Genomic DNA, 17,619 nt, shown 5'->3' on the forward strand with positions numbered 1-17,619 from the left:
CGCCTTTGAGAAGGAGAATAAACATGCTCAACAATATCGGACTTCCCGGCCTGCTACTGATCGCTGTTGTGGTGCTGGTGCTGTTTGGCCGCGGCAAGATCAGCTCTCTGATGGGTGAGGTCGGCAAAGGCATCACCTCGTTCAAGAAAGGCGTCAAGGAAGGCGCGGATGAGCTGGAGCAGGATGCAGCCGAAGTGGCCAAGGACGTCACGCCCGAAACCGAGAAAGACAAGGTCTAAACCCGGATGTTTGATCTGGGCTGGACCGAGCTTCTGGTCATCGGCATCGTTGCCCTGATTGTGGTGGGGCCGAAAGACCTGCCCGTGCTGTTTCGCAATGTCGGTCGGTTTGTCGGCAAGGCCCGCGGCATGGCGCGCGAATTCACCAGCGCTATGAACGAGGCTGCGGATCAGGCAGGCGTGAACGAGATCAAGAAGGGTCTGAACGCGGCCACGAATCCTGTGAACAGCGCGATGGACGGCGTGAAAAAGGCCGCTCAGGATCTGAGCAGCAGCATCGACCCGACCAAGTTCGATCCTGAAAGCGAAACGGGCAAGCTGGCGGCTGAGAGGGCTGAACAGGCCAAGAAAATTCAAGCCACCTCCGCCCGCGCCGCTGCCGAGCGCAAGGCCAAGGAAGCCGCTGACGCGCTGGCCAAGGCCGAAGAGGCCGAAGCCGCGCTGAACACTGAGAACAAGACATGAGCAAGACCGACGAAATCGAAGACAGCTCGGCGCCGCTGATCGAGCATCTGGCCGAATTGCGGACACGACTCATTCACTGCGTCGTTGCGTTTCTGATCGGCATGATCATCTGTTTCACGGTTGCTACGCCGCTTTTCAACTTCCTGACTCATCCTTTGTGTGAGGTGTTGAATGAGCGTGGGCAGGACTGCGGGTTGATCTTCATCTCGCCACAGGAAGGCTTCTTTGTTGCGATCAAGGTGTCGCTGCTGGGGGGCTTCATACTGGCGTTCCCCTATATCGGGATGCAGATGTGGCGCTTTGTTGCTCCAGGGCTTTATAGATCCGAGAAGAACGCGTTCCTGCCGTTCATGTTGGCCTCGCCCTTCATGTTCCTGTTGGGGGCAAGCTTTGCGTTCTACGTCGTTACGCCTTTGGCCTATGACTTTTTCCTCGGGTTCCAGCAGTTCGGCGCTGAAGGTGAGGCCGTCGTGGATGGCGCCACCTCTGCACCGCTGAGCGTGGTGTTCCAAGGCTCCGCGCAGGAATACCTGAACCTGACAATCAAGTTCATCGTGGCCTTCGGGTTGTGTTTCCAACTGCCCGTTTTGCTGACGCTGATGGGTAAGGCGGGGCTGGTCACGGCTGAGGGGCTGGGTAGTGTTCGCAAATACGCGGTAGTCGCCATTCTGGTGCTTGCTGCGCTCGTGACGCCTCCTGACGTGATCACACAGATCATTCTGTTCGTAGTGGTTTACGGCCTTTATGAGGTATCGATCTTCCTCGTCGCCCGGGTCGAGAAGAAACGAGAAGAGCAACTCCGCGCGGATGGCTACTATGATGATGAGGCCGAAGCGGATGAGGACCTGATGCAGGAAGAAGACGGCAAGTAGTCTCTTGCTGTTCCCAAGACAGGCGCGCCCATGACAGGCGCGCCTTTTTCGTTGGAACCCCTTGTTGCCAAAAGCCGAACGTGGTTTGACATCGTCGGACTAAGACCCCGGAGGCCGCCATGGACACCCAAGCCCTGAACCGTATCGCCGACGCGCTAGAGCGGATGGCTCCGGCCCCACTGGCCGCTCCGGACTTCAATGCCGCGCCGGCCTTCGTCTGGCAGGTTGAGCCTGACCGGCTTGAGCCTGTCCCTCAGGTCAACCGCGTGGACCTGGATCTATTGGTAGGTATCAACCGTTCACGCGATACGCTGCTGGACAACACAAGGCGCTTTGCGGCGGGGTACAAGGCCAACAATGCGCTGCTTTGGGGCGCACGGGGAATGGGGAAATCCAGCCTCGTCAAGGCCGTCCACGGCACGCTGCAAACCGAGTACGCAAACCTGAAACTGGTCGAGCTTCAGCGCGAAGACATGAGTTCGGTCGCGCGCCTGTTGAACCACCTGCGCGCCGCGCCGCACCGATTCATCCTGTTCTGCGATGACCTGTCGTTCAGCCATGACGACCAGCACTATAAGTCGCTCAAGGCTGTATTGGATGGCGGCATCGAAGGTCGGCCTGAAAACGTCGTCTTCTACGCCACCTCGAACCGTCGCCACCTGATGCCACGGGACATGATCGAGAACGAACGCTCCAGCGCCATCAACCCGTCCGAAGCCGTCGAAGAAAAGGTCTCACTGTCCGACCGGTTCGGGCTTTGGCTCGGCTTCCACCCCTGTGATCAGGACGAGTACCTGGCCATGATCGACCGTTATTGCGCCGCCTACAAAGTGTCGGCCGACCCGGAAACCTTACGCGCGGAAGCCATCGAATGGCAGGCGACGCGCGGGTCACGCTCGGGTCGTGTTGCGTGGCAATTCTTCGTCGATCTCGCCGGGCGCAACGGCGTCCATATCGCGTGATCCCAGTTTCATCTGGCTAAAAATACCTCCGCCGGAGGCATGGCCCAAAGGGCCATTCCCTACAACAACGCCAGAATCCGAGCCGCTTCATCCGCTGTGCTGGTCAGCACATCGCGATCCTCACCGGGGTGAAACCGCGCGCGCACGGCTGTCGGCATCGGGGCAGGCTCCACAATCGACACTTTGGGCCCAGTCCGTTCAGTCTCAACCTGCCAACTGTGTGCCAGAGCGATCTGGGCGGCCTTGGTGGCGCCGTAGATGCCGTAGAACTTCTCGCCCGCTTTGGGGTCATCAAAGAACACGGCATGCCCGGCCTCACCCAGCAAAGGTGTCACATAGGGGATCAGAACCGAGGTGGCATTGGCGTTGGTGTTCATCGCCTTTGTCCACTCTTTGGAATCAACGAAATGCGCCGGTGTGAGGGCCGAGGTGTGGACGGCCGTGTGCAGCCACAAATCCACTTTGCCCCAGCGATCATGAATACCCCTGCACAGGGTGGCCATCGCGTTGGGATCGGTGATGTCCATGGGCGCAAGTGTGGCCGAACCGCCCTTGGCTTTTATCCGGTCGTCCAGCTCTTCCAGCCCGCCGGTGGTGCGGGCGACGGCGACGATGTGATACTCGGGGGCCAGCGCTTCGGCCAGGGCTGCGCCCAACCCGCGAGAGGCCCCAGTGACGAGGGCAACTTTGGTGGCAATTTTGGTCTGATCGGTCATGGCAGCGGTTTGAACGTCCGCGCGCGGGTCGTCAAGAGGGCGCTAGCCCCCCGGAATTCCAATCCGGCGGGTCTGGCCGCTTTGTCGCAGCATGATCCCGTGTTCATCAATGGCGACAACGGTGCCCGAGGCCACGCGGCTGCCCGGCTTGACCTCTTTTACACGTCCCGAAGACAGGCGCATCAAAGCGCGCAGGTCGGCTTTCGGGCCAAAAACACCCAGAACCGAGACAGAATTTCTTTTCAACGCGCCCCGCTGCGTGGCCGCGCTTTTGACATTGGCATTTGGCATTTTCTGCGGCTCGAACCCGGTCCGAACCCCTTGTGTGAGTGGTGGTGAATCGCTGCCTACCAAACCGCAAAGTAAATCAAAAGATCACCCCGCTCGCATCAGATCACGGCGAGGTGAGGGGGCCGGAAGCCTTTGCAATCAGGTCATTCCTATCGGCAAAATCCAGCCAAAGCCGTAGCGATGCCCACGGCCTGCGTTGTTTTCTGATTCGCGTTGTCTCTTTAGCCCGACGCCAGTTTCGCCGCGTTCCACGACCCGCCAACAACCTGCATGTCTTCGCGTTTTTTGCTAACGCGGGTGCTGTTTTCGAGACTGTCGAGATAGTCACCGCTGACGCTGCCGGTGATGTAGTTTCCGTCAAAGCAGGAACAGTCGAACGCCTCAATCTCGGGGTTGCCCTCCTTGGCGGCCCAGATCAGATCGTCGAGGTTCTGGTAGAACAGGGCATCCGCGCCCAGTTCTTCGCGAATCTCTTCGATCTCTTTGCCATTGGCGATCAACTCGTGCTTGGTGGGCATGTCGATGCCATAGACATTGGGATATTTCACCGGGGGCGAGGCGCTAGCGATGTAGACCTTCTTGGCCCCGGCCTCACGACACATCTGAACGATCTTCTTGATCGTATTGCCGCGCACGATCGAGTCGTCGATCAGCAGGACATTGTGGTCCTTGAACTCCAGCGGAATGGCGTTCAGCTTGCGGCGGACGGATTTCTGCCGCTCTTCCTGACCAGGCATGATGAATGTCCGACCGACATAGCGGTTCTTCACCAGACCTTCGCGATAGGGGATGCCGGTGATCTTGGCAGCCTCAAGCGCCACGGGGCGGGCGCTGTCGGGAACCGGGATGATCCGGTCGATCTGCAGACCCGAGTCCTGAATCTGCTTGGCCAGCGTTTGCCCCATACGCATCTGGGTTTTGTAGACCGAGACTCCATCCAGCAGGGAATCCGGACGGGCGAGGTAGACATATTCGAAGATGCAAGGAGTCAGCTTGCCTTCGACGGCCTGAAACTCGTGCATATTGCCGTCCAGATCAATCAGGATCGCCTCGCCCGGATTCAGGTCACGGATCTTGGTAAAGCCGTTGATACCAAAGGCCACATCCTCAGAGGCAAAGGCGTAGTCATTGCCATCGCCCTCGGTCTCACGAATTGCAACCGAAAGGGGGCGGATACCGTGTGGGTCGCGGAAGGCCAGCATGCCGACGCCAGCAACAAGGCAAATGACCGAGTAGGCACCCTGCACACGCTCCATTGTCATCTTCACGCCGGCAAAGATGTTGCGGATGGGCTCGGCATTGCCGTTCACTTTGATCGCGTCGGCCACTTTGTCGGCCAGAACGTTCAGCAGGATCTCGGAATCTGACGTGGTGCGCAGGTGACGGCTGTATTTACCGGTGACTTTTTCGCGCTGCTCAGCCGTGTTAGTGATGTTGCCGTTATGGACCAGATAAATCCCGTAAGGCGCGTTGACGAAAAAGGGCTGTGCCTCGGACGCGCTGAGCGACCCTGCGGTGGGATAGCGCACATGGCCCATGCCGACCTTACCCAGAAGAGTTTCGGCGTCCGTCGCGTTGAACACGTCTTTGACCAGACCGTTGGCTTTTTTCTCGCGAAAGAACTCACCGTTATATGTGACGATCCCCGAGGCATCCTGACCCCGGTGCTGCAGCATCAGCAGCCCGTCATAGATTTCCGCAAACACATCATGTGTCCGGCTTGCGATCCCCAAAATCCCACACATGTACGGGCTCCAATTACTATGACGTTTTGACGAGAGGGTTGAGTGACGGCCGGATAGGGAGGGGTCGTACCGTTCGTATCTTGCAGGCCAAACGGTGCATCATCACCGCATTGCAGGCAGATGAACATTGAAAGGACAAACCCGACAGCTCCGATTCCGTGGCAGTTTGGCCTCCACATACTGCCTTAGAACGCGGCTGTCATCAAAGGATCACATTTCTACGGGCCGCAGTTCTGATTTCTTCAGTTGCGGCGTGGTGACATATGAATTCATTTGTGCTGACATATGCATAATTTCATCGCGGATCTTATCGGGGAGGGGGCCAGAATGTGGCAGGAACGCTCACCAAACAAGAAAGATGAGCCGCCCAAAAGGCGCTGTCATCGGTGCCGCGGCATGGGGCGTGCCCCGTGTCCGATCTGCAAGGGTGCGGGTGAAGTGGTCAAAAGCCGTGATATTCTGGGTAAACCGATTTCCAGCCGCTGTGATGGCTGTTTCGGTTTGAAAACCACTCGCTGTACTGTCTGCGGGGGTGAGGGGTTCTTTCAATAAAAAAAGCCCGGCGCGAGGCCGGGCTTTTCGATGAACATTCTGTATGAATTAGCTGTCGGTGGTTTCCGCAGCAGGGGTCGCGTCGCCTGCGGTGCAGCTGGCCACCAGCTCTTCGTATTGTGCCGTGACCCAACCCAGCGCGGCCTCGGGGTTTTGTTCTTCGATCTGGGTGCTGAACTGTTCGAACACCTTGGCCGAGCGGCTTTCGTCTACAAGCGTGTAGGACTGGCCAGTCATTACGGTGTCGTAGACAAAGAACGCGATAGCGACCAGCAGGATGCCCCGCGCGATGCCAAAGAAGAAGCCAAGCGCCTGATCCAGACCGCCCAGTGCAGACCGTTGCACCAGCGACGAAAATAGCGGCGTGAAGATGCTGACGATGATCAGGGCGATTGCAAACACGGCTGCAAAGCCAGTGATTACCGATAATTCGCAGCTGTCGCGCAGGAAGTCTCCGACCACCGGGATTTCTTTGACCAGCGGCACGGCCTGCGGTGCGAAGATGAATGCGAGGACAGCTGCTGCCACCCAACCCGCGATGGCAAGAACCTCGCGCATGAAACCGCGCGAATAGGCCAGAATGCCTGACAGCACGATGATCAGGGCCACAACCCCGTCAATAATTGTAAAACCTTCCATGGCCCTCGCCTGTTCTTTTCTGCCCCTTAGGGCCGGACTTTAACCTGCTCCGAAGGTTTCGCCAACAAACCCCACCAAATCAGAGGGTCGGGTGAGTGTCAGACCTGCCACAGTGCCGGTTTTGCCGCCCGCCGGAGCGATTGCCGATGTGAAACCAAGTTTTTGTGCTTCTTTCAACCTGTTTTCGGTCTGAGGGGCCGGTCTAAGTGCCCCGGACAGCGAGATTTCTCCGAAAACGACCGTATCGGCGGGCAAGGCGCTGTCTTCGCGTGCACTTAGTAACGCTGCGGCAACAGCCAGATCGGCGGCGGGTTCGCTGACCTTCAGCCCTCCGGCCACGTTCAGATAGACGTCGAGACCCGCGAAGGGGATGCCGCAGCGGGCCTCGAGCACGGCGAGGATCATCGCCAGCCGCCCACTATCCCAGCCGACGACGGTGCGGCGGGGTTGCGAATGCGGCGACGGGGCGACGAGTGCCTGCAATTCCACCAAGACGGGGCGGGTGCCTTCGATTCCGGCAAAAACGGCCGAGCCGGGGCTGGGCGTGCCGCGTTCCGACAGGAACAGGGCGGAGGGGTTGGTGACCTGCGCCAGCCCTTTGCCCGTCATCTCGAACACACCAATCTCATCTGCGGGGCCGAAACGGTTCTTGACTGCGCGCAGGATACGGAACTGGTGGCCGCGTTCGCCTTCGAAATAGAGAACGGTGTCGACCATATGTTCGACAACGCGCGGACCTGCGATCTGACCTTCTTTGGTGACATGGCCGACCATGACGATCGAAACACCGTGTCGTTTCGCAAAGGTGGTCAATTCATGTGCCGCAGCCCGGACTTGTGACACCGAGCCGGGCGCGCTGTCCACATTGTCGGCCCACATTGTCTGAATCGAGTCGATGATAGCGAGGCCGGGTTTTTCAGCCTCAAGCGTCGTCAGGATGTTGCGAAGATTGGTCTCAGCCGCGAGTTGGACCGGCGCGTCCTCGAGCCCCAGACGGCGGGCACGCATACGGACCTGCGCGCTGGCTTCTTCCCCCGAGACATAGATTGTTTTGACGCCTGCGCGGGCAAAACGCGCTGCGGCTTGCAGCAGAAGGGTGGATTTGCCGATGCCGGGATCGCCGCCTACCAACAGGGCCGAAGCGGGGACGAGGCCGCCGCCGAGAACGCGGTCCAACTCATCCACCCCGCTGAGTGTTCGGGGTGGCGGGGTCTCCTCGGTCGACAAGTCCGTGAGTGCAATGGACTTGCCCCGCTTGCCGCCGAGGGATTTCTTGGCCGGGCCCGCCGACAGGGGCACGTCCTGGGTGATCGTGTTCCATTCGCCGCAGGCGTCACACCGCCCGGACCATCTTGTATGTGTCGCACCGCAGGCCGAACAGGAGAAAGAAGTCGTCTTTGCCATGAGGCCTTTGGTGCCCGAGGATGGGCGGTTCTTCAAGCCCTTGTGGGCTTTCATCTCCGCCGGTGGCAAGCCGCGTCCTCAGGCCCTGCGGGCCATCGGGTGCGCCGGGCGCTGACGCGCCTATTCCGCGGCGCGAGGGGGCGACATGGCGACCACGCTGGAGGCGCTTGGGTCGCTGCCGTCGGGGGGTGTCTGCAATTGTGCCGAAAGCTCAGGTAGAAGTTCGAACAGTTCATCCCGCAAGCGCGACAGTTGGGATTTGGCGATGGATTCCTCGATCTCGATATCGCGGGTCCATTGGCTGAGTTCGTGCAGGATGGTCTGTGCGTCCTCGATCCGTTGCTGGAACAGTTCGACCTCTTCCTGCCGCTGTTTCAGGAACATCCGGGCGCGTTCGACCCGGTCGTTGCCATAGGTTTCGGCCAGTTCGTGGCTGATCTGGCTCATCTGAGCAGCGGTTTCCAGGATCTCAGGTTCCAACGCCTGAAGGTCGGGATGGTCGCGCAGAAACGCCATACGCTCTTTGACCGCATCGAATTCCGAGGCCAGAGCGAAAACGCCGCTGCGGTCGGCAGCATGGGCGATCTGGTAGGCCTCGACGATATCCTGCATGTTCAGCGAAAACTTCCTGTGTGCGTTCTCGAGTGCCATCATTCGGGCGCTTGAAGGCAGGTAGAAGCCCAGCATGAGAATCAGGCAGGTCAGGCCGATCTGAACAAAAATACCAGCGTCGATCACGCCGGTCTGGCCGAATCCGGCCTGAAGGGACAGCCAGGGCAAAACCCCCAGCGCCGAAAGTGAGGTTGCAACCACCGCGCCGAGGGCTGCGACGCAGATCATGAAAAAAGTCAGTCTTAAAAAGGCATTCTGAAATTGCAATGTAATGTTGTTGAGGGCGGGCATGGTCGTCCATCTCCTTCTCAAACCGATACAAATTGGGCCGAAGCGGAGGACATATCAAACACGCAAGGTGATCCTCTGCGGACCCGTACACACTAGAACTTTGCTGCTCGAAATATAACGATGATACTTAGAAATGTGTTTTCAATCAACACGGTCTAAGCTTTTCGTGATGTGGATGTCATCTCAGTAATATATCCCAGCGCGATCGAGGCCAGAATGCAGCCGGTAAACAGGTAGAGGCCCCAGGCCGTCTCGATGGTCGCGTAAGAGATGCCCTTGGCCAGCGTGATGTAGAGCGCGATGAGGAAGATATCCGCCATGGCGAGCTTGCCCAAGATGTTCAGCGCGGGTTGGACGCGGGCATCCAGCAGGTCCCATTGGATCAAGGCGGTGCCGATGGTTTTGATGTAGGGCGCGAAGAGGGCGAAGACGGTGACGACCAGCGCGAGGAAGATGTCGGATTTCCAGAGAGATTGGAGGCCGGTGATGACGCTGATTTCGGAAAGTCCGAAGATCGGTAGCAGGCCCGCGCGCATCAGTGGGGCGAACCACGCGATCGGGTATAGGATCAGGAGGGAGAGGGTGGCGAGGCGAAGGGTCATTAGCTGTGCGTCTCGGCGAGATTTCAGATTTTGCGGCGATGTTTTGTTATGGTTAACTTAAACCGGTACTCGCCACTGAGTTATTTTTAGACGGGGAGGAACGATGTCGGGTTTTGTGGCCTACAAGTCAATTGTCGATCCATCAGACTGTGATTTTCTGGGGCATATGAATGTGTCCAAGTATTTTGCTGCATGCTCGGATTCCGTTTTTGCGTTGCAGTCAGAGCTGGGGCTTACGGCCGAAGACATGCGATCGGGACGAAAGCTATCCTTTGCGGTGGTCCATGCTGACAGCAATTTTCTTGTGGAATTGAGTGCCGGCGAAGCGATACAGATGGAAAGCGAAATCCTGGAGGTAGGAACGAAATCCATGACCTTCAGCCACAAACTAATTCGAGTTACGGACAGTGAAACGACATTTTCCACTGTTTTCAAATGCGTTTTGCTCAACCTGCAGACAAGGCGCGCAGAAGCTATTCCGCAGGACATTATCGAACGTTCGACTAAGTGGATGGCAAAGAGCGAAGATTAACGCACCGCCTCAATCGGCCCTTCCGCACTCCCGCTGATGAACTGCTCCAGATAGGGATCGCCCGAGGCATCCATCTGACCCACAGGCCCAGTCCACTGGATCACCCCGTCATGCAACATCGCCACATTGTCAGCAATTGCGCGGACGGAGGTCATGTCGTGGGTGATGGTCATGGCGGTTGCGCCCATCTCGGTCACGATCTCTCGGATCAGATCGTTGATGACGCCGGACATAATCGGGTCCAGCCCGGTCGTTGGTTCGTCGAAAAAGATGATCTCTGGCTCGGCGGCGATGGCGCGGGCAAGGCCCACGCGTTTCTGCATCCCGCCCGACAGCTCGGACGGAAATCGGTCGGCGACGTTGGATTTCAGGCCCACACGGCGCAGTTTCTCGATGGCGATCTCGCGCGCCTCATCCGTGGGGCGTTTCAGTGAGCCGCGCAGCAGGCGGAAGGCTACGTTCTGCCAGACCGGCAGCGAGTCGAACAGCGCCGCACCCTGGAACAACATGCCAAAGCGCGCCAGAAACGCGTCGCGGTCGCCCTTGCTGGCGTCCTTGCCATCGACATAGATCATACCGCTGTCGGGCTTGATCAGGCCGAGGATACATTTCAGCGCGACCGATTTGCCCGTGCCGGACCCACCGATGATGACCATTGAGGTGCCCTTGGTGATCTCAAGGTTCATGCCCTGCAGCACGTGGTTGTCATCAAAGGACTTTTTGACGTTCTCCATCCGGATCATAGCGAGAAGAACACTCCTGTCAGAACGAAGTTGGCAGCGAGGATCAGCACGGCTGCTGCCTCGACCGAGCCTTTGGTGGCGCGGCCCACGCCCTGTGCGCCTCGGCCCGAGTTCATACCGTAATAACAGCCCATGATGGCCGCGATCAGGCCGAAGGCTGCGCCTTTGACAAGGGATGAGACGATGTCGCGGGTTTCAAGGAAGTTGACCGTGTTTTGCAGATAGGCAGCCGGGTTGAACCCGAGGTTCTGTGTCGCCACAGTATAGCCGCCCATGATGCCTATGATGTCTCCGATACCGACAAGGATCGGCACCGTGATCAGCGCCGCCAGCACGCGCGGGGCGGTCAAGTACTTCATCGGATGGGTCGACAGGGTGACCAGCGCGTCAATCTGCTCGGTCACTTTCATCGTGGCGATTTCGGCCGCGATGGAGGAGGTCACGCGGGCTGCGATCATAAGGCCGACCAGAACCGGGCCAAGCTCTCGCACCATACCGATGGCAACAATCTGAGGGACTACGGCCTCGGCATTGAACCGTGCGCCACCTGCATAGATCTGCAGAGCCAGCGCGCCGCCGGTGAAGATGGCGGTCAGGCCGACCACGGGCAGCGACAGCCAGCCGATATTCAGCAGCGCCATCGCGATCTCGCGCGGGTAGTAGGGCGGGCGCAGAATGTGCGACAGCGAGTCCAGAGCGAACAGGGTCACGCGCCCAAACGCGGCCAGCAGGGTCAGAACTGTGCGGCCCAACCCACCCAGCATAGACAGCGGGTTCATTCCACGTACCCTCGGGAATAGCGGCGGCCCATTGAGGTCAGGATTTCATAACCGATCGTGCCGGCGGCCTCGGCCAGATCATCGACGGTCTGATGCCCGTTGAGGATGCGCAGTTTCTCTGGCTCAAAGCCCAGATCGGTGACATCGATGGTGATTAGGTCCATCGAGATCCGACCGACGACCGGGCAGGGCTTGTCGCCTGCGAAGGCATCAATGCCGCCGCCAATGGCGCGGTGTAGGCCGTCGGCGTATCCGGCGGTGACGGTTGCGATCTTCGACGGGCGGCGTGCCGTCCAGCTGTTGCCATAGCCCACGGTTTCTCCGACCGCGACGTCGCGCACCTGCACGACCGGCAGATCAACGGTGACGACGGGCTTGGCCTCGGCAAAGGGCATTCCGCCGTAAAGGCCAATGCCAGGACGGCAGAAGTCAAAGTGGAATTCAGGCCCCAGCAAAGTGCCTCCGGTGGCTGCCAGAGACCTGGGGGCCGTCATCCCGTCGGTCATCCCGCGAAACGCGGATAGCTGCTGCTGGTTCATCGGGTGGTCCGGTTCATCCGCGCAGGCCAGATGAGACATCACAACCGCCGGGTTCAACGCCTCGGCCCGAGGGCGCAGCTCGGCCCAGTCGGCGGGCTCCAGTCCAAGACGGTTCATGCCGGTGTCAAGCTGGATGCCGAACCCATGTTCAGGCAGAGCCTGTTGGTGGCGTTGGAATTGCTCGCCCGAGTTGATCAGGGGTATCAGGTCGTTATCGCGCAGCAGCTCGGTATCCCCGTCCATATGACCTGAGAATACAGCGATCATCGGTCCGGGCCCTACCGCCTCGCGAATGTCTGCGCCTTCTTCGGCAACGGCGACAAAGAACTTGCGGACACCTTCCTCGGCCAGGGACCAGGCGACAGGTTCGGCCCCAAGACCATAGGCGTCGGCCTTAACTACGGCGCCGGTTTCGACATCCGTTTTTGCATCGAGCGCCCGCCAGTTGCTGGCGAGCGCCTGAAGATTGATCGTCAAACGTGCGGTACTCATGGAGTTGTTCATGACACTGGAATGCGGCAGGTCAAGAGGGGATCGTACACAACCTGTCAGGAAAATCCGCAAGATAGGCGGCATACGGCCATCTGACACAGGAATTTGGGTAGGTTTGAGGGGCTTTTGACTGGCAGCGATGTGCGCACTGGGATTGTGCAGCGATACAAGTCAAAGGTCTTTTGCACGGCGGATCGTTCAGAGCGACCCACGCAGGAGGCCCGTCTTATCGCAGCTCGTCAAGCAACGGCTTGTTGTTGTTAAGATGCCGGGTCACCAATTTGCGTTGGCGTTTATTGCTTGGAATGTAGCGCGCGGGCTGTGGGGCGGCAAAGAGAGCCAGTTGCGGGAACAGCATCATCAACTCCTCGCGTGAGGCTTCGTCCATGGATTGCAGCGCCTGCGGGCCGGTAAACAGACTTTCGCTGGGCGCGTCTTCGGCAAACAGCACCACGTGGCGGTCGAACACAAGGTGGTGATAGATCACCTGCGAGACACTGGTGTCGACGAAAACGCCGGGCATTCGGGTCAACTGAATGGCCGAGACTAAAACGGATTCGGTCCCGAACATGCGCTGCGCAATCGGAGATCGGATCAGCATCCGATGCTGGCGCGAGACCAAAAGATCACGTTTCGGCAGAGACTGTCCAAGCGCTCCAGCGACGATGCGCACCGGAAACAGGCGCGGGGTCTTTATCAACTCGGCCCGGTTGAGGCTGCGCGACAGGGTCAAACGCAGTGTCTCGGGCGGGCCATCTTCGGTCAGAACCTGATCTCCGGTGCAGAGTGCCTCAACGGGAATCTTGCCACGAGGGGTGCCGATCAGAGTGCCCGTTGTGAAACAGGGCGCGCCGGGGCTTGGGTTGGGGTTCTCGACGAAATTCACCCCATCGGTCGAGGTGAGGGACGAGGTGTCATCTGTCCCGTTGCTGCCTATCTGGGTTGAGGTCAGCCCGCTCGCCGCGCCTTGCGTTGCGGTGACTTGATTGTCGAAGGACACAAAACTGAGCACAGTGCCATTGTCGTCCAGCGACACCGCGCCAAGACGATTGATGCGGGCAGAGACCACGTAATAGTCGAAACCGCTGACCGTGTTCACCGGCGCAGTGTCGACATCCGTGGAGCTTCGGACGGAGCCATTGGCGTTGTAAACCTGCACCCTCAGGCCCGAGACATCCGTACCTGTGGGAACGCGGATTTCGATGAAATCGCCGTCCGGCGCAAAATTCGGCCCGTTTCTGTATCGTATTTCCGAGATGATTGCGGGCAATGACGTAGGCCTTGCTAAAATCCGGCAGTAGGTGCCGTCATTCAGTACATACTAACACACGACGATTGGCATTCAAATTCGGCTATTTGGATATTTAAGGTGACTTTTAGTAACCTTCAATCTCGCCGCCCTGTTGCCAGGGCTTGACCAGATTGCCAAAGCGGGTGAACTGTGCCTCGAACGACAGCTCGACCGTGCCAATGGGGCCGTGGCGCTGCTTGCCGACGATGACCTCGGCCTTGCCATGCAGGCGCTCCATGGCCTGCTTCCACTCTTCCATCTTTTCCAGCTCGTGATCGCCGGGCTTTTCGCGTTCCTTGTAGTATTCCTCGCGGAATACGAACATCACTACGTCGGCATCCTGCTCGATCGAGCCCGATTCTCGCAGGTCAGACAGTTGCGGGCGTTTATCGTCGCGGCTTTCCACCTGACGGCTCAGCTGGGACAGGGCGATGACCGGGATGTTCAGCTCTTTGGCGATGGCCTTCATGCCCATCGAGATCTCGGCGATTTCGTTGACGCGGTTGTCGGACATGCCCCGGCACAGCTGCAAATAGTCGATCACCAGCAGGTCCAACCCATGCGTCCGCTTCAACCGCCGTGCGCGCGCCGCGAGCTGCGAGATCGGCAGGGCGGGCGTGTCGTCAATGAACAGCGGGCAGGCTTCCAGTTCCTTGGCGGCATCGACGAAACGGCGGAACTCGGCCTCGGTCATGTCACCTTGACGGATCTTGTGGCTGGAGATTTCCGAGGCTTCGGCCAGAACACGACCCGCCAGCTGTTCGGCGCTCATCTCGAGCGAGAAGAATCCCACGACGCCGCCATCAATCGCGCCTTCGCTGCCATCAGGTTTCAGCCCGCGCTTGTAAGCCTTGGCTACGTTGAACGCCACGTTGGTCGCTAGCGAGGTTTTACCCATCGACGGACGACCCGCGAGAATGATCAGGTCAGACGGGTGCAACCCGCCCAACTGTTTGTCCAAGTCGGCCAGACCGGTGGAAATCCCCGCCATGCCGCCACCGCGCTGGTACGCCTCATTGGTGACGTTGACGGCTTCTGTGACCGCCTTCAGGAAGGATTGGAAACCCTGTTCGGTCTGGCCCTGCTCAGAAAGCTGATAGAGTTGTTGCTCGGCCTCTACGATTTGTTCTTTGGGCTCGCTGGACACATCGACCCGCGCCGCCTTGTCCGAGATGTCCCGGCCCAGTCGGATCAGCTCGCGACGAATGGCGAGGTCATAGATCATTTGGGCATAGTCATGCACCGCGAAGGCACTTATCGAAGCGCCAGCAAGTTTGACAAGATAGGCGGGTCCGCCCAACTCCTTTAGGCCTTCGTCATCTGCCATGAAGGATTTCAGCGTAACGGGTGAAGCCAGCGCATTTTTTGCGATGCGATTGGCCGCGACCTCGTAAATCCGCGAGTGAACCGGGTCGTAGAAATGCTCGGCCCCGATGATCGAAGCAACCCGGTCATAGAGGTCGTTGTTGGTCAGGATCGCGCCCAGAAGCTGCTGCTCGGCCTCAATGGAATGCGGCATGGTCTCGGCGTTTTGAATCTGCGCCGCTGCCTGCTCGATACTGCTGATCTCGTTCATCTTGTCCCCGCTGCCCGTTCCGAGGTTCTACACGCCAAGCCCCGGTTCAAGCTATCTGCAAATGAATGGGGGTAAGTTGGTATAACCGCCCCCGGCTTCGGGATAACTGCCCATCTGAATGGGGATAACTTCCGCCCAGTTTTGCACGGGACGAAAGCTATCGCAACATTTGGTGTGACGGGCGCAAAATTCGACTAGATAGGCGCGCTTTGGATCGATTCGAAAATCAACTATCCCCAGCTTACCCACAGGCCGAATCTTACGATTTATTCGCGTCCTGCCACCCGCGCGGGTCGTTCAGGAAGGCTTCGACACCGCTAAGGGTCTCTTCGTCAAAGGCCTTTTGCGCTTTGGCCTCGGCCAGAACGTCCCACCAGGTGCACAGCGAATGGAGCTTCACGCCGTGATCGCCGAGGGTCTTCTCGGTCTCGGGGAAGATGCCGTAGTAGAAGATCACCGCGGTATGGCCGCAGGTCGCGCCCGTTTCACGGATCGCATCGACGAAGGACAGCTTGGAGCCGCCATCAGTGGTCAGATCCTCGACCAGCAGCACGCGTTCCCCTTCGCTCATTGCGCCTTCAATGCGGGCGTTGCGGCCGTAGCCTTTGGGCTTTTTGCGCACATAGGTCATGGGCAGGGCCATCCGCTCGGCGACCATGGCGGCAAAGGGGATGCCGGCTGTCTCACCGCCCGCGATATTGTCAAACGCCTCGAACCCCGCCTCGCGCATCACGGTGACGGTCAGGAAGTCCATCAGGGTCGAGCGGATGCGTGGGTATGAGATCAGCTTTCGGCAATCGATATAGGTGGGGCTGGGCAGGCCGCTGGCCAGCGTGAACGGCTCACGCGAGTTGAAGTGAACGGCCTTGATCTCCAGCAGCATCCGCGCGGTCAGGCGGGCAATTTCAGAGCTGTCGGGAAATGAACTGGGGATCATGGCGCAAACCTCGGGGCTGAAAGAGTGTTGCGGGCTGATAGCCTGTCCATCGGCCCGGAGTCGAGAGGGCCGAACAAAGAAAAAGCGGACCCGCGACAGGTCCGCTTTTGCCCTTTCGGGCGATGGGCAACCAAGGTGGGCTTAGCTGCTCATGTCATAGGCGCGCTCGCCATGTACCGACAGGTCGAGGCCATTTGTCTCGGTCTCGGCGTCTACGCGAAGCGGAGTGATGGCTGCAACCACCTTAATCAACACAAAGGTGACAATTGCCGTAAAGGCACCCACAATCAAAAGGCCTCCAAGTTGTGCTGCCCATGTGCCCAGACCGAACAGCGCAATCATCAGGGTGCCAAAGATGCCCCCGACACCGTGCACAGCAAAGACGTCCAGCGTGTCGTCAATGTTCAGCTTGTTGCGGATGACAAAGACGGCCTCCTGGCACAGTACACCTGCAACGGCCCCGATGATCAGCGCTTGCACCGGACCCACAAAGCCCGAGGCCGGAGTGATCGAGGCCAGACCTGCAATGGTGCCTGTGACCAGACCAACCATCGAGGCTTTGCCAAAACGGATCTTCTCCCACAGTGCCCAGGTCAGGGATGCAGTTGCGGCGGACAGATGTGTGACGGTCATGGCCATCGCGGCGCCTCCGTCAGCGGCCAGTTGCGAACCGCCGTTGAAACCGAACCAGCCGACCCACAACATCGCGGCGCCGATCATGACAAAGCCCGGATTGTGCGGAGGCGTCGTGCGGTTGCGGCGTGGGCCGAGGATCACGGCGATGATCAGCGCGGCCAGACCGGCGGTCTCGTGAACAACGATGCCGCCAGCAAAGTCGCGCACACCGATCTCACCCAGAATGCCGCCATCGGACAGCATCCCGCCGCCCCAGATCCAATGGACCACCGGCGCGTAGCACAGCAGCATCCACAGGCCCGAGAAGGTGAGGACGAAGCCAAAGCCAACCCGCTCGACATAGGCGCCGACGATCAGGGCGGGGGTGATGATCGCGAAGGTCATCTGGAAGGCAAAGAACAGGATTTCGGGCAGGGTGCCCGCCAGGCTGTCGGCATCAACACCGTTCAGGAACGCTTTGCCCAATCCCCCCCAGAAACCGCTTTCACCGGGCCCGAAGGCGATGGAATAACCCGCGACCAGCCAAAGGATGCTCATTAAACAGGCAATCGAGAAGCAGTGCATAAACACGCTGAGGACATTTCGGGCACGCACAAGCCCGCCATAGAACAGGGCAAGGCCCGGCAATGTCATGAACAGGACCAGTGCGGTTGCTACAATGATCCAGGCTGTATCGGCTCCGTTCATGGGCCGGTCTCCTTTTT

At 59.1% G+C, this 17,619-nt stretch carries 19 protein-coding genes; 5 read left to right on the forward strand and 14 right to left on the reverse strand.

The annotated features are described in order from the left end of the window. Positions 1–23: 23 nt before the first annotated feature. From ACR0B5_RS02795 to ACR0B5_RS02810, 4 genes are all read left to right on the forward strand, one after another. Complete coding sequence (locus ACR0B5_RS02795) at positions 24–239, forward strand: twin-arginine translocase TatA/TatE family subunit (protein ID WP_170373887.1); 216 nt, start codon at positions 24–26, stop codon at positions 237–239. A gap of 6 nt (positions 240–245) precedes the next feature. Beyond that, complete coding sequence (tatB, locus tag ACR0B5_RS02800) at positions 246–704, forward strand: Sec-independent protein translocase protein TatB (RefSeq protein ID WP_170641881.1); 459 nt, start codon at positions 246–248, stop codon at positions 702–704. Next, on the forward strand, positions 701–1,576 hold the full coding sequence (tatC, locus tag ACR0B5_RS02805; RefSeq protein ID WP_170483497.1) for a twin-arginine translocase subunit TatC: 876 nt from the start codon (positions 701–703) through the stop codon (positions 1,574–1,576). The genes tatB and tatC overlap by 4 nt, the downstream gene beginning before the upstream one ends. 119 nt (positions 1,577–1,695) lie before the next feature. Further along, on the forward strand, positions 1,696–2,538 hold the full coding sequence (locus ACR0B5_RS02810) for an ATP-binding protein (protein ID WP_480538276.1): 843 nt from the start codon (positions 1,696–1,698) through the stop codon (positions 2,536–2,538). 59 nt (positions 2,539–2,597) lie between these two features. Here ACR0B5_RS02810 and ACR0B5_RS02815 read toward each other — a convergent pair whose 3' ends face one another. From ACR0B5_RS02815 to ACR0B5_RS02845, 7 genes are all read right to left on the reverse strand, one after another. Then, a complete protein-coding gene (locus ACR0B5_RS02815) occupies positions 2,598–3,254 on the reverse strand; it encodes an SDR family NAD(P)-dependent oxidoreductase (protein ID WP_480538278.1) in 657 nt (218 codons plus the stop codon). 42 nt (positions 3,255–3,296) lie between these two features. Then, the gene (locus ACR0B5_RS02820) at positions 3,297–3,545 is read right to left on the reverse strand and encodes a hypothetical protein (protein ID WP_170373882.1); all 249 of its coding nucleotides are present in this window, start codon (positions 3,543–3,545) and stop codon (positions 3,297–3,299) included. A 221-nt stretch (positions 3,546–3,766) separates the two neighbouring features. Further along, positions 3,767–5,290, reverse strand: coding sequence for an amidophosphoribosyltransferase (purF, locus tag ACR0B5_RS02825; RefSeq protein ID WP_170373881.1), 1,524 nt, complete (start codon positions 5,288–5,290; stop codon positions 3,767–3,769). A 600-nt stretch (positions 5,291–5,890) separates the two neighbouring features. Beyond that, the gene (locus ACR0B5_RS02830; protein WP_480538280.1) at positions 5,891–6,481 is read right to left on the reverse strand and encodes a CvpA family protein; all 591 of its coding nucleotides are present in this window, start codon (positions 6,479–6,481) and stop codon (positions 5,891–5,893) included. A gap of 39 nt (positions 6,482–6,520) precedes the next feature. Continuing rightward, positions 6,521–7,885: a DNA repair protein RadA gene (radA, locus tag ACR0B5_RS02835; protein ID WP_480538282.1), complete on the reverse strand. Its 1,365-nt coding sequence runs from the start codon at positions 7,883–7,885 to the stop codon at positions 6,521–6,523. 120 nt (positions 7,886–8,005) lie between these two features. Next, positions 8,006–8,788: a kinetochore Spc7 family protein gene (locus ACR0B5_RS02840; RefSeq protein WP_480538284.1), complete on the reverse strand. Its 783-nt coding sequence runs from the start codon at positions 8,786–8,788 to the stop codon at positions 8,006–8,008. 155 nt (positions 8,789–8,943) lie between these two features. After that, positions 8,944–9,390 (reverse strand): paraquat-inducible protein A, encoded by a 447-nt coding sequence (locus tag ACR0B5_RS02845; RefSeq protein WP_170638573.1) that lies wholly within the window; start codon positions 9,388–9,390, stop codon positions 8,944–8,946. 103 nt (positions 9,391–9,493) lie between these two features. Between ACR0B5_RS02845 and ACR0B5_RS02850 the strand changes: the two genes are divergently transcribed. Beyond that, on the forward strand, positions 9,494–9,922 hold the full coding sequence (locus ACR0B5_RS02850) for an acyl-CoA thioesterase (protein WP_480538286.1): 429 nt from the start codon (positions 9,494–9,496) through the stop codon (positions 9,920–9,922). Here ACR0B5_RS02850 and ACR0B5_RS02855 read toward each other — a convergent pair. From ACR0B5_RS02855 to ACR0B5_RS02885, 7 genes are all read right to left on the reverse strand, one after another. Then, the gene (locus ACR0B5_RS02855; protein WP_170717871.1) at positions 9,919–10,665 is read right to left on the reverse strand and encodes an ATP-binding cassette domain-containing protein; all 747 of its coding nucleotides are present in this window, start codon (positions 10,663–10,665) and stop codon (positions 9,919–9,921) included. The genes ACR0B5_RS02850 and ACR0B5_RS02855 overlap by 4 nt on opposite strands. Beyond that, on the reverse strand, positions 10,662–11,444 hold the full coding sequence (locus ACR0B5_RS02860) for an MlaE family ABC transporter permease (protein WP_480538288.1): 783 nt from the start codon (positions 11,442–11,444) through the stop codon (positions 10,662–10,664). The genes ACR0B5_RS02855 and ACR0B5_RS02860 overlap by 4 nt, the downstream gene beginning before the upstream one ends. Beyond that, entirely contained in the window at positions 11,441–12,475 is a 1,035-nt protein-coding gene (gene alr, locus ACR0B5_RS02865) for an alanine racemase (RefSeq protein WP_480538290.1), read from the reverse strand. The genes ACR0B5_RS02860 and alr overlap by 4 nt, the downstream gene beginning before the upstream one ends. A 226-nt stretch (positions 12,476–12,701) precedes the next feature. Further along, complete coding sequence (locus ACR0B5_RS02870; protein WP_480538292.1) at positions 12,702–13,745, reverse strand: Hint domain-containing protein; 1,044 nt, start codon at positions 13,743–13,745, stop codon at positions 12,702–12,704. A gap of 106 nt (positions 13,746–13,851) precedes the next feature. Next, positions 13,852–15,342 (reverse strand): replicative DNA helicase, encoded by a 1,491-nt coding sequence (locus tag ACR0B5_RS02875; protein WP_170458558.1) that lies wholly within the window; start codon positions 15,340–15,342, stop codon positions 13,852–13,854. A gap of 259 nt (positions 15,343–15,601) precedes the next feature. Further along, complete coding sequence (locus tag ACR0B5_RS02880; protein WP_170458556.1) at positions 15,602–16,279, reverse strand: orotate phosphoribosyltransferase; 678 nt, start codon at positions 16,277–16,279, stop codon at positions 15,602–15,604. A gap of 141 nt (positions 16,280–16,420) precedes the next feature. After that, positions 16,421–17,602, reverse strand: a complete 1,182-nt coding sequence (locus ACR0B5_RS02885; protein WP_480538294.1) for an ammonium transporter — start codon at positions 17,600–17,602, stop codon at positions 16,421–16,423. Positions 17,603–17,619: the final 17 nt, after the last annotated feature.

Source organism: Ruegeria sp. AG1, assembly GCF_056541705.1.

Coding starts and splice junctions, on each gene's coding strand:
- ACR0B5_RS02795 (WP_170373887.1), top strand. CDS start 24: ATGCTCAACAATATCGGACTTCCCGGCCTGCTACTGATCGCTGTTGTG.
- tatB (WP_170641881.1), top strand. CDS start 246: ATGTTTGATCTGGGCTGGACCGAGCTTCTGGTCATCGGCATCGTTGCC.
- tatC (WP_170483497.1), top strand. CDS start 701: ATGAGCAAGACCGACGAAATCGAAGACAGCTCGGCGCCGCTGATCGAG.
- ACR0B5_RS02810 (WP_480538276.1), top strand. CDS start 1,696: ATGGACACCCAAGCCCTGAACCGTATCGCCGACGCGCTAGAGCGGATG.
- ACR0B5_RS02815 (WP_480538278.1), bottom strand. CDS start 3,254: ATGACCGATCAGACCAAAATTGCCACCAAAGTTGCCCTCGTCACTGGG.
- ACR0B5_RS02820 (WP_170373882.1), bottom strand. CDS start 3,545: ATGCCAAATGCCAATGTCAAAAGCGCGGCCACGCAGCGGGGCGCGTTG.
- purF (WP_170373881.1), bottom strand. CDS start 5,290: ATGTGTGGGATTTTGGGGATCGCAAGCCGGACACATGATGTGTTTGCG.
- ACR0B5_RS02830 (WP_480538280.1), bottom strand. CDS start 6,481: ATGGAAGGTTTTACAATTATTGACGGGGTTGTGGCCCTGATCATCGTG.
- radA (WP_480538282.1), bottom strand. CDS start 7,885: ATGGCAAAGACGACTTCTTTCTCCTGTTCGGCCTGCGGTGCGACACAT.
- ACR0B5_RS02840 (WP_480538284.1), bottom strand. CDS start 8,788: ATGCCCGCCCTCAACAACATTACATTGCAATTTCAGAATGCCTTTTTA.
- ACR0B5_RS02845 (WP_170638573.1), bottom strand. CDS start 9,390: ATGACCCTTCGCCTCGCCACCCTCTCCCTCCTGATCCTATACCCGATC.
- ACR0B5_RS02850 (WP_480538286.1), top strand. CDS start 9,494: ATGTCGGGTTTTGTGGCCTACAAGTCAATTGTCGATCCATCAGACTGT.
- ACR0B5_RS02855 (WP_170717871.1), bottom strand. CDS start 10,665: ATGATCCGGATGGAGAACGTCAAAAAGTCCTTTGATGACAACCACGTG.
- ACR0B5_RS02860 (WP_480538288.1), bottom strand. CDS start 11,444: ATGAACCCGCTGTCTATGCTGGGTGGGTTGGGCCGCACAGTTCTGACC.
- alr (WP_480538290.1), bottom strand. CDS start 12,475: ATGAGTACCGCACGTTTGACGATCAATCTTCAGGCGCTCGCCAGCAAC.
- ACR0B5_RS02875 (WP_170458558.1), bottom strand. CDS start 15,342: ATGAACGAGATCAGCAGTATCGAGCAGGCAGCGGCGCAGATTCAAAAC.
- ACR0B5_RS02880 (WP_170458556.1), bottom strand. CDS start 16,279: ATGATCCCCAGTTCATTTCCCGACAGCTCTGAAATTGCCCGCCTGACC.
- ACR0B5_RS02885 (WP_480538294.1), bottom strand. CDS start 17,602: ATGAACGGAGCCGATACAGCCTGGATCATTGTAGCAACCGCACTGGTC.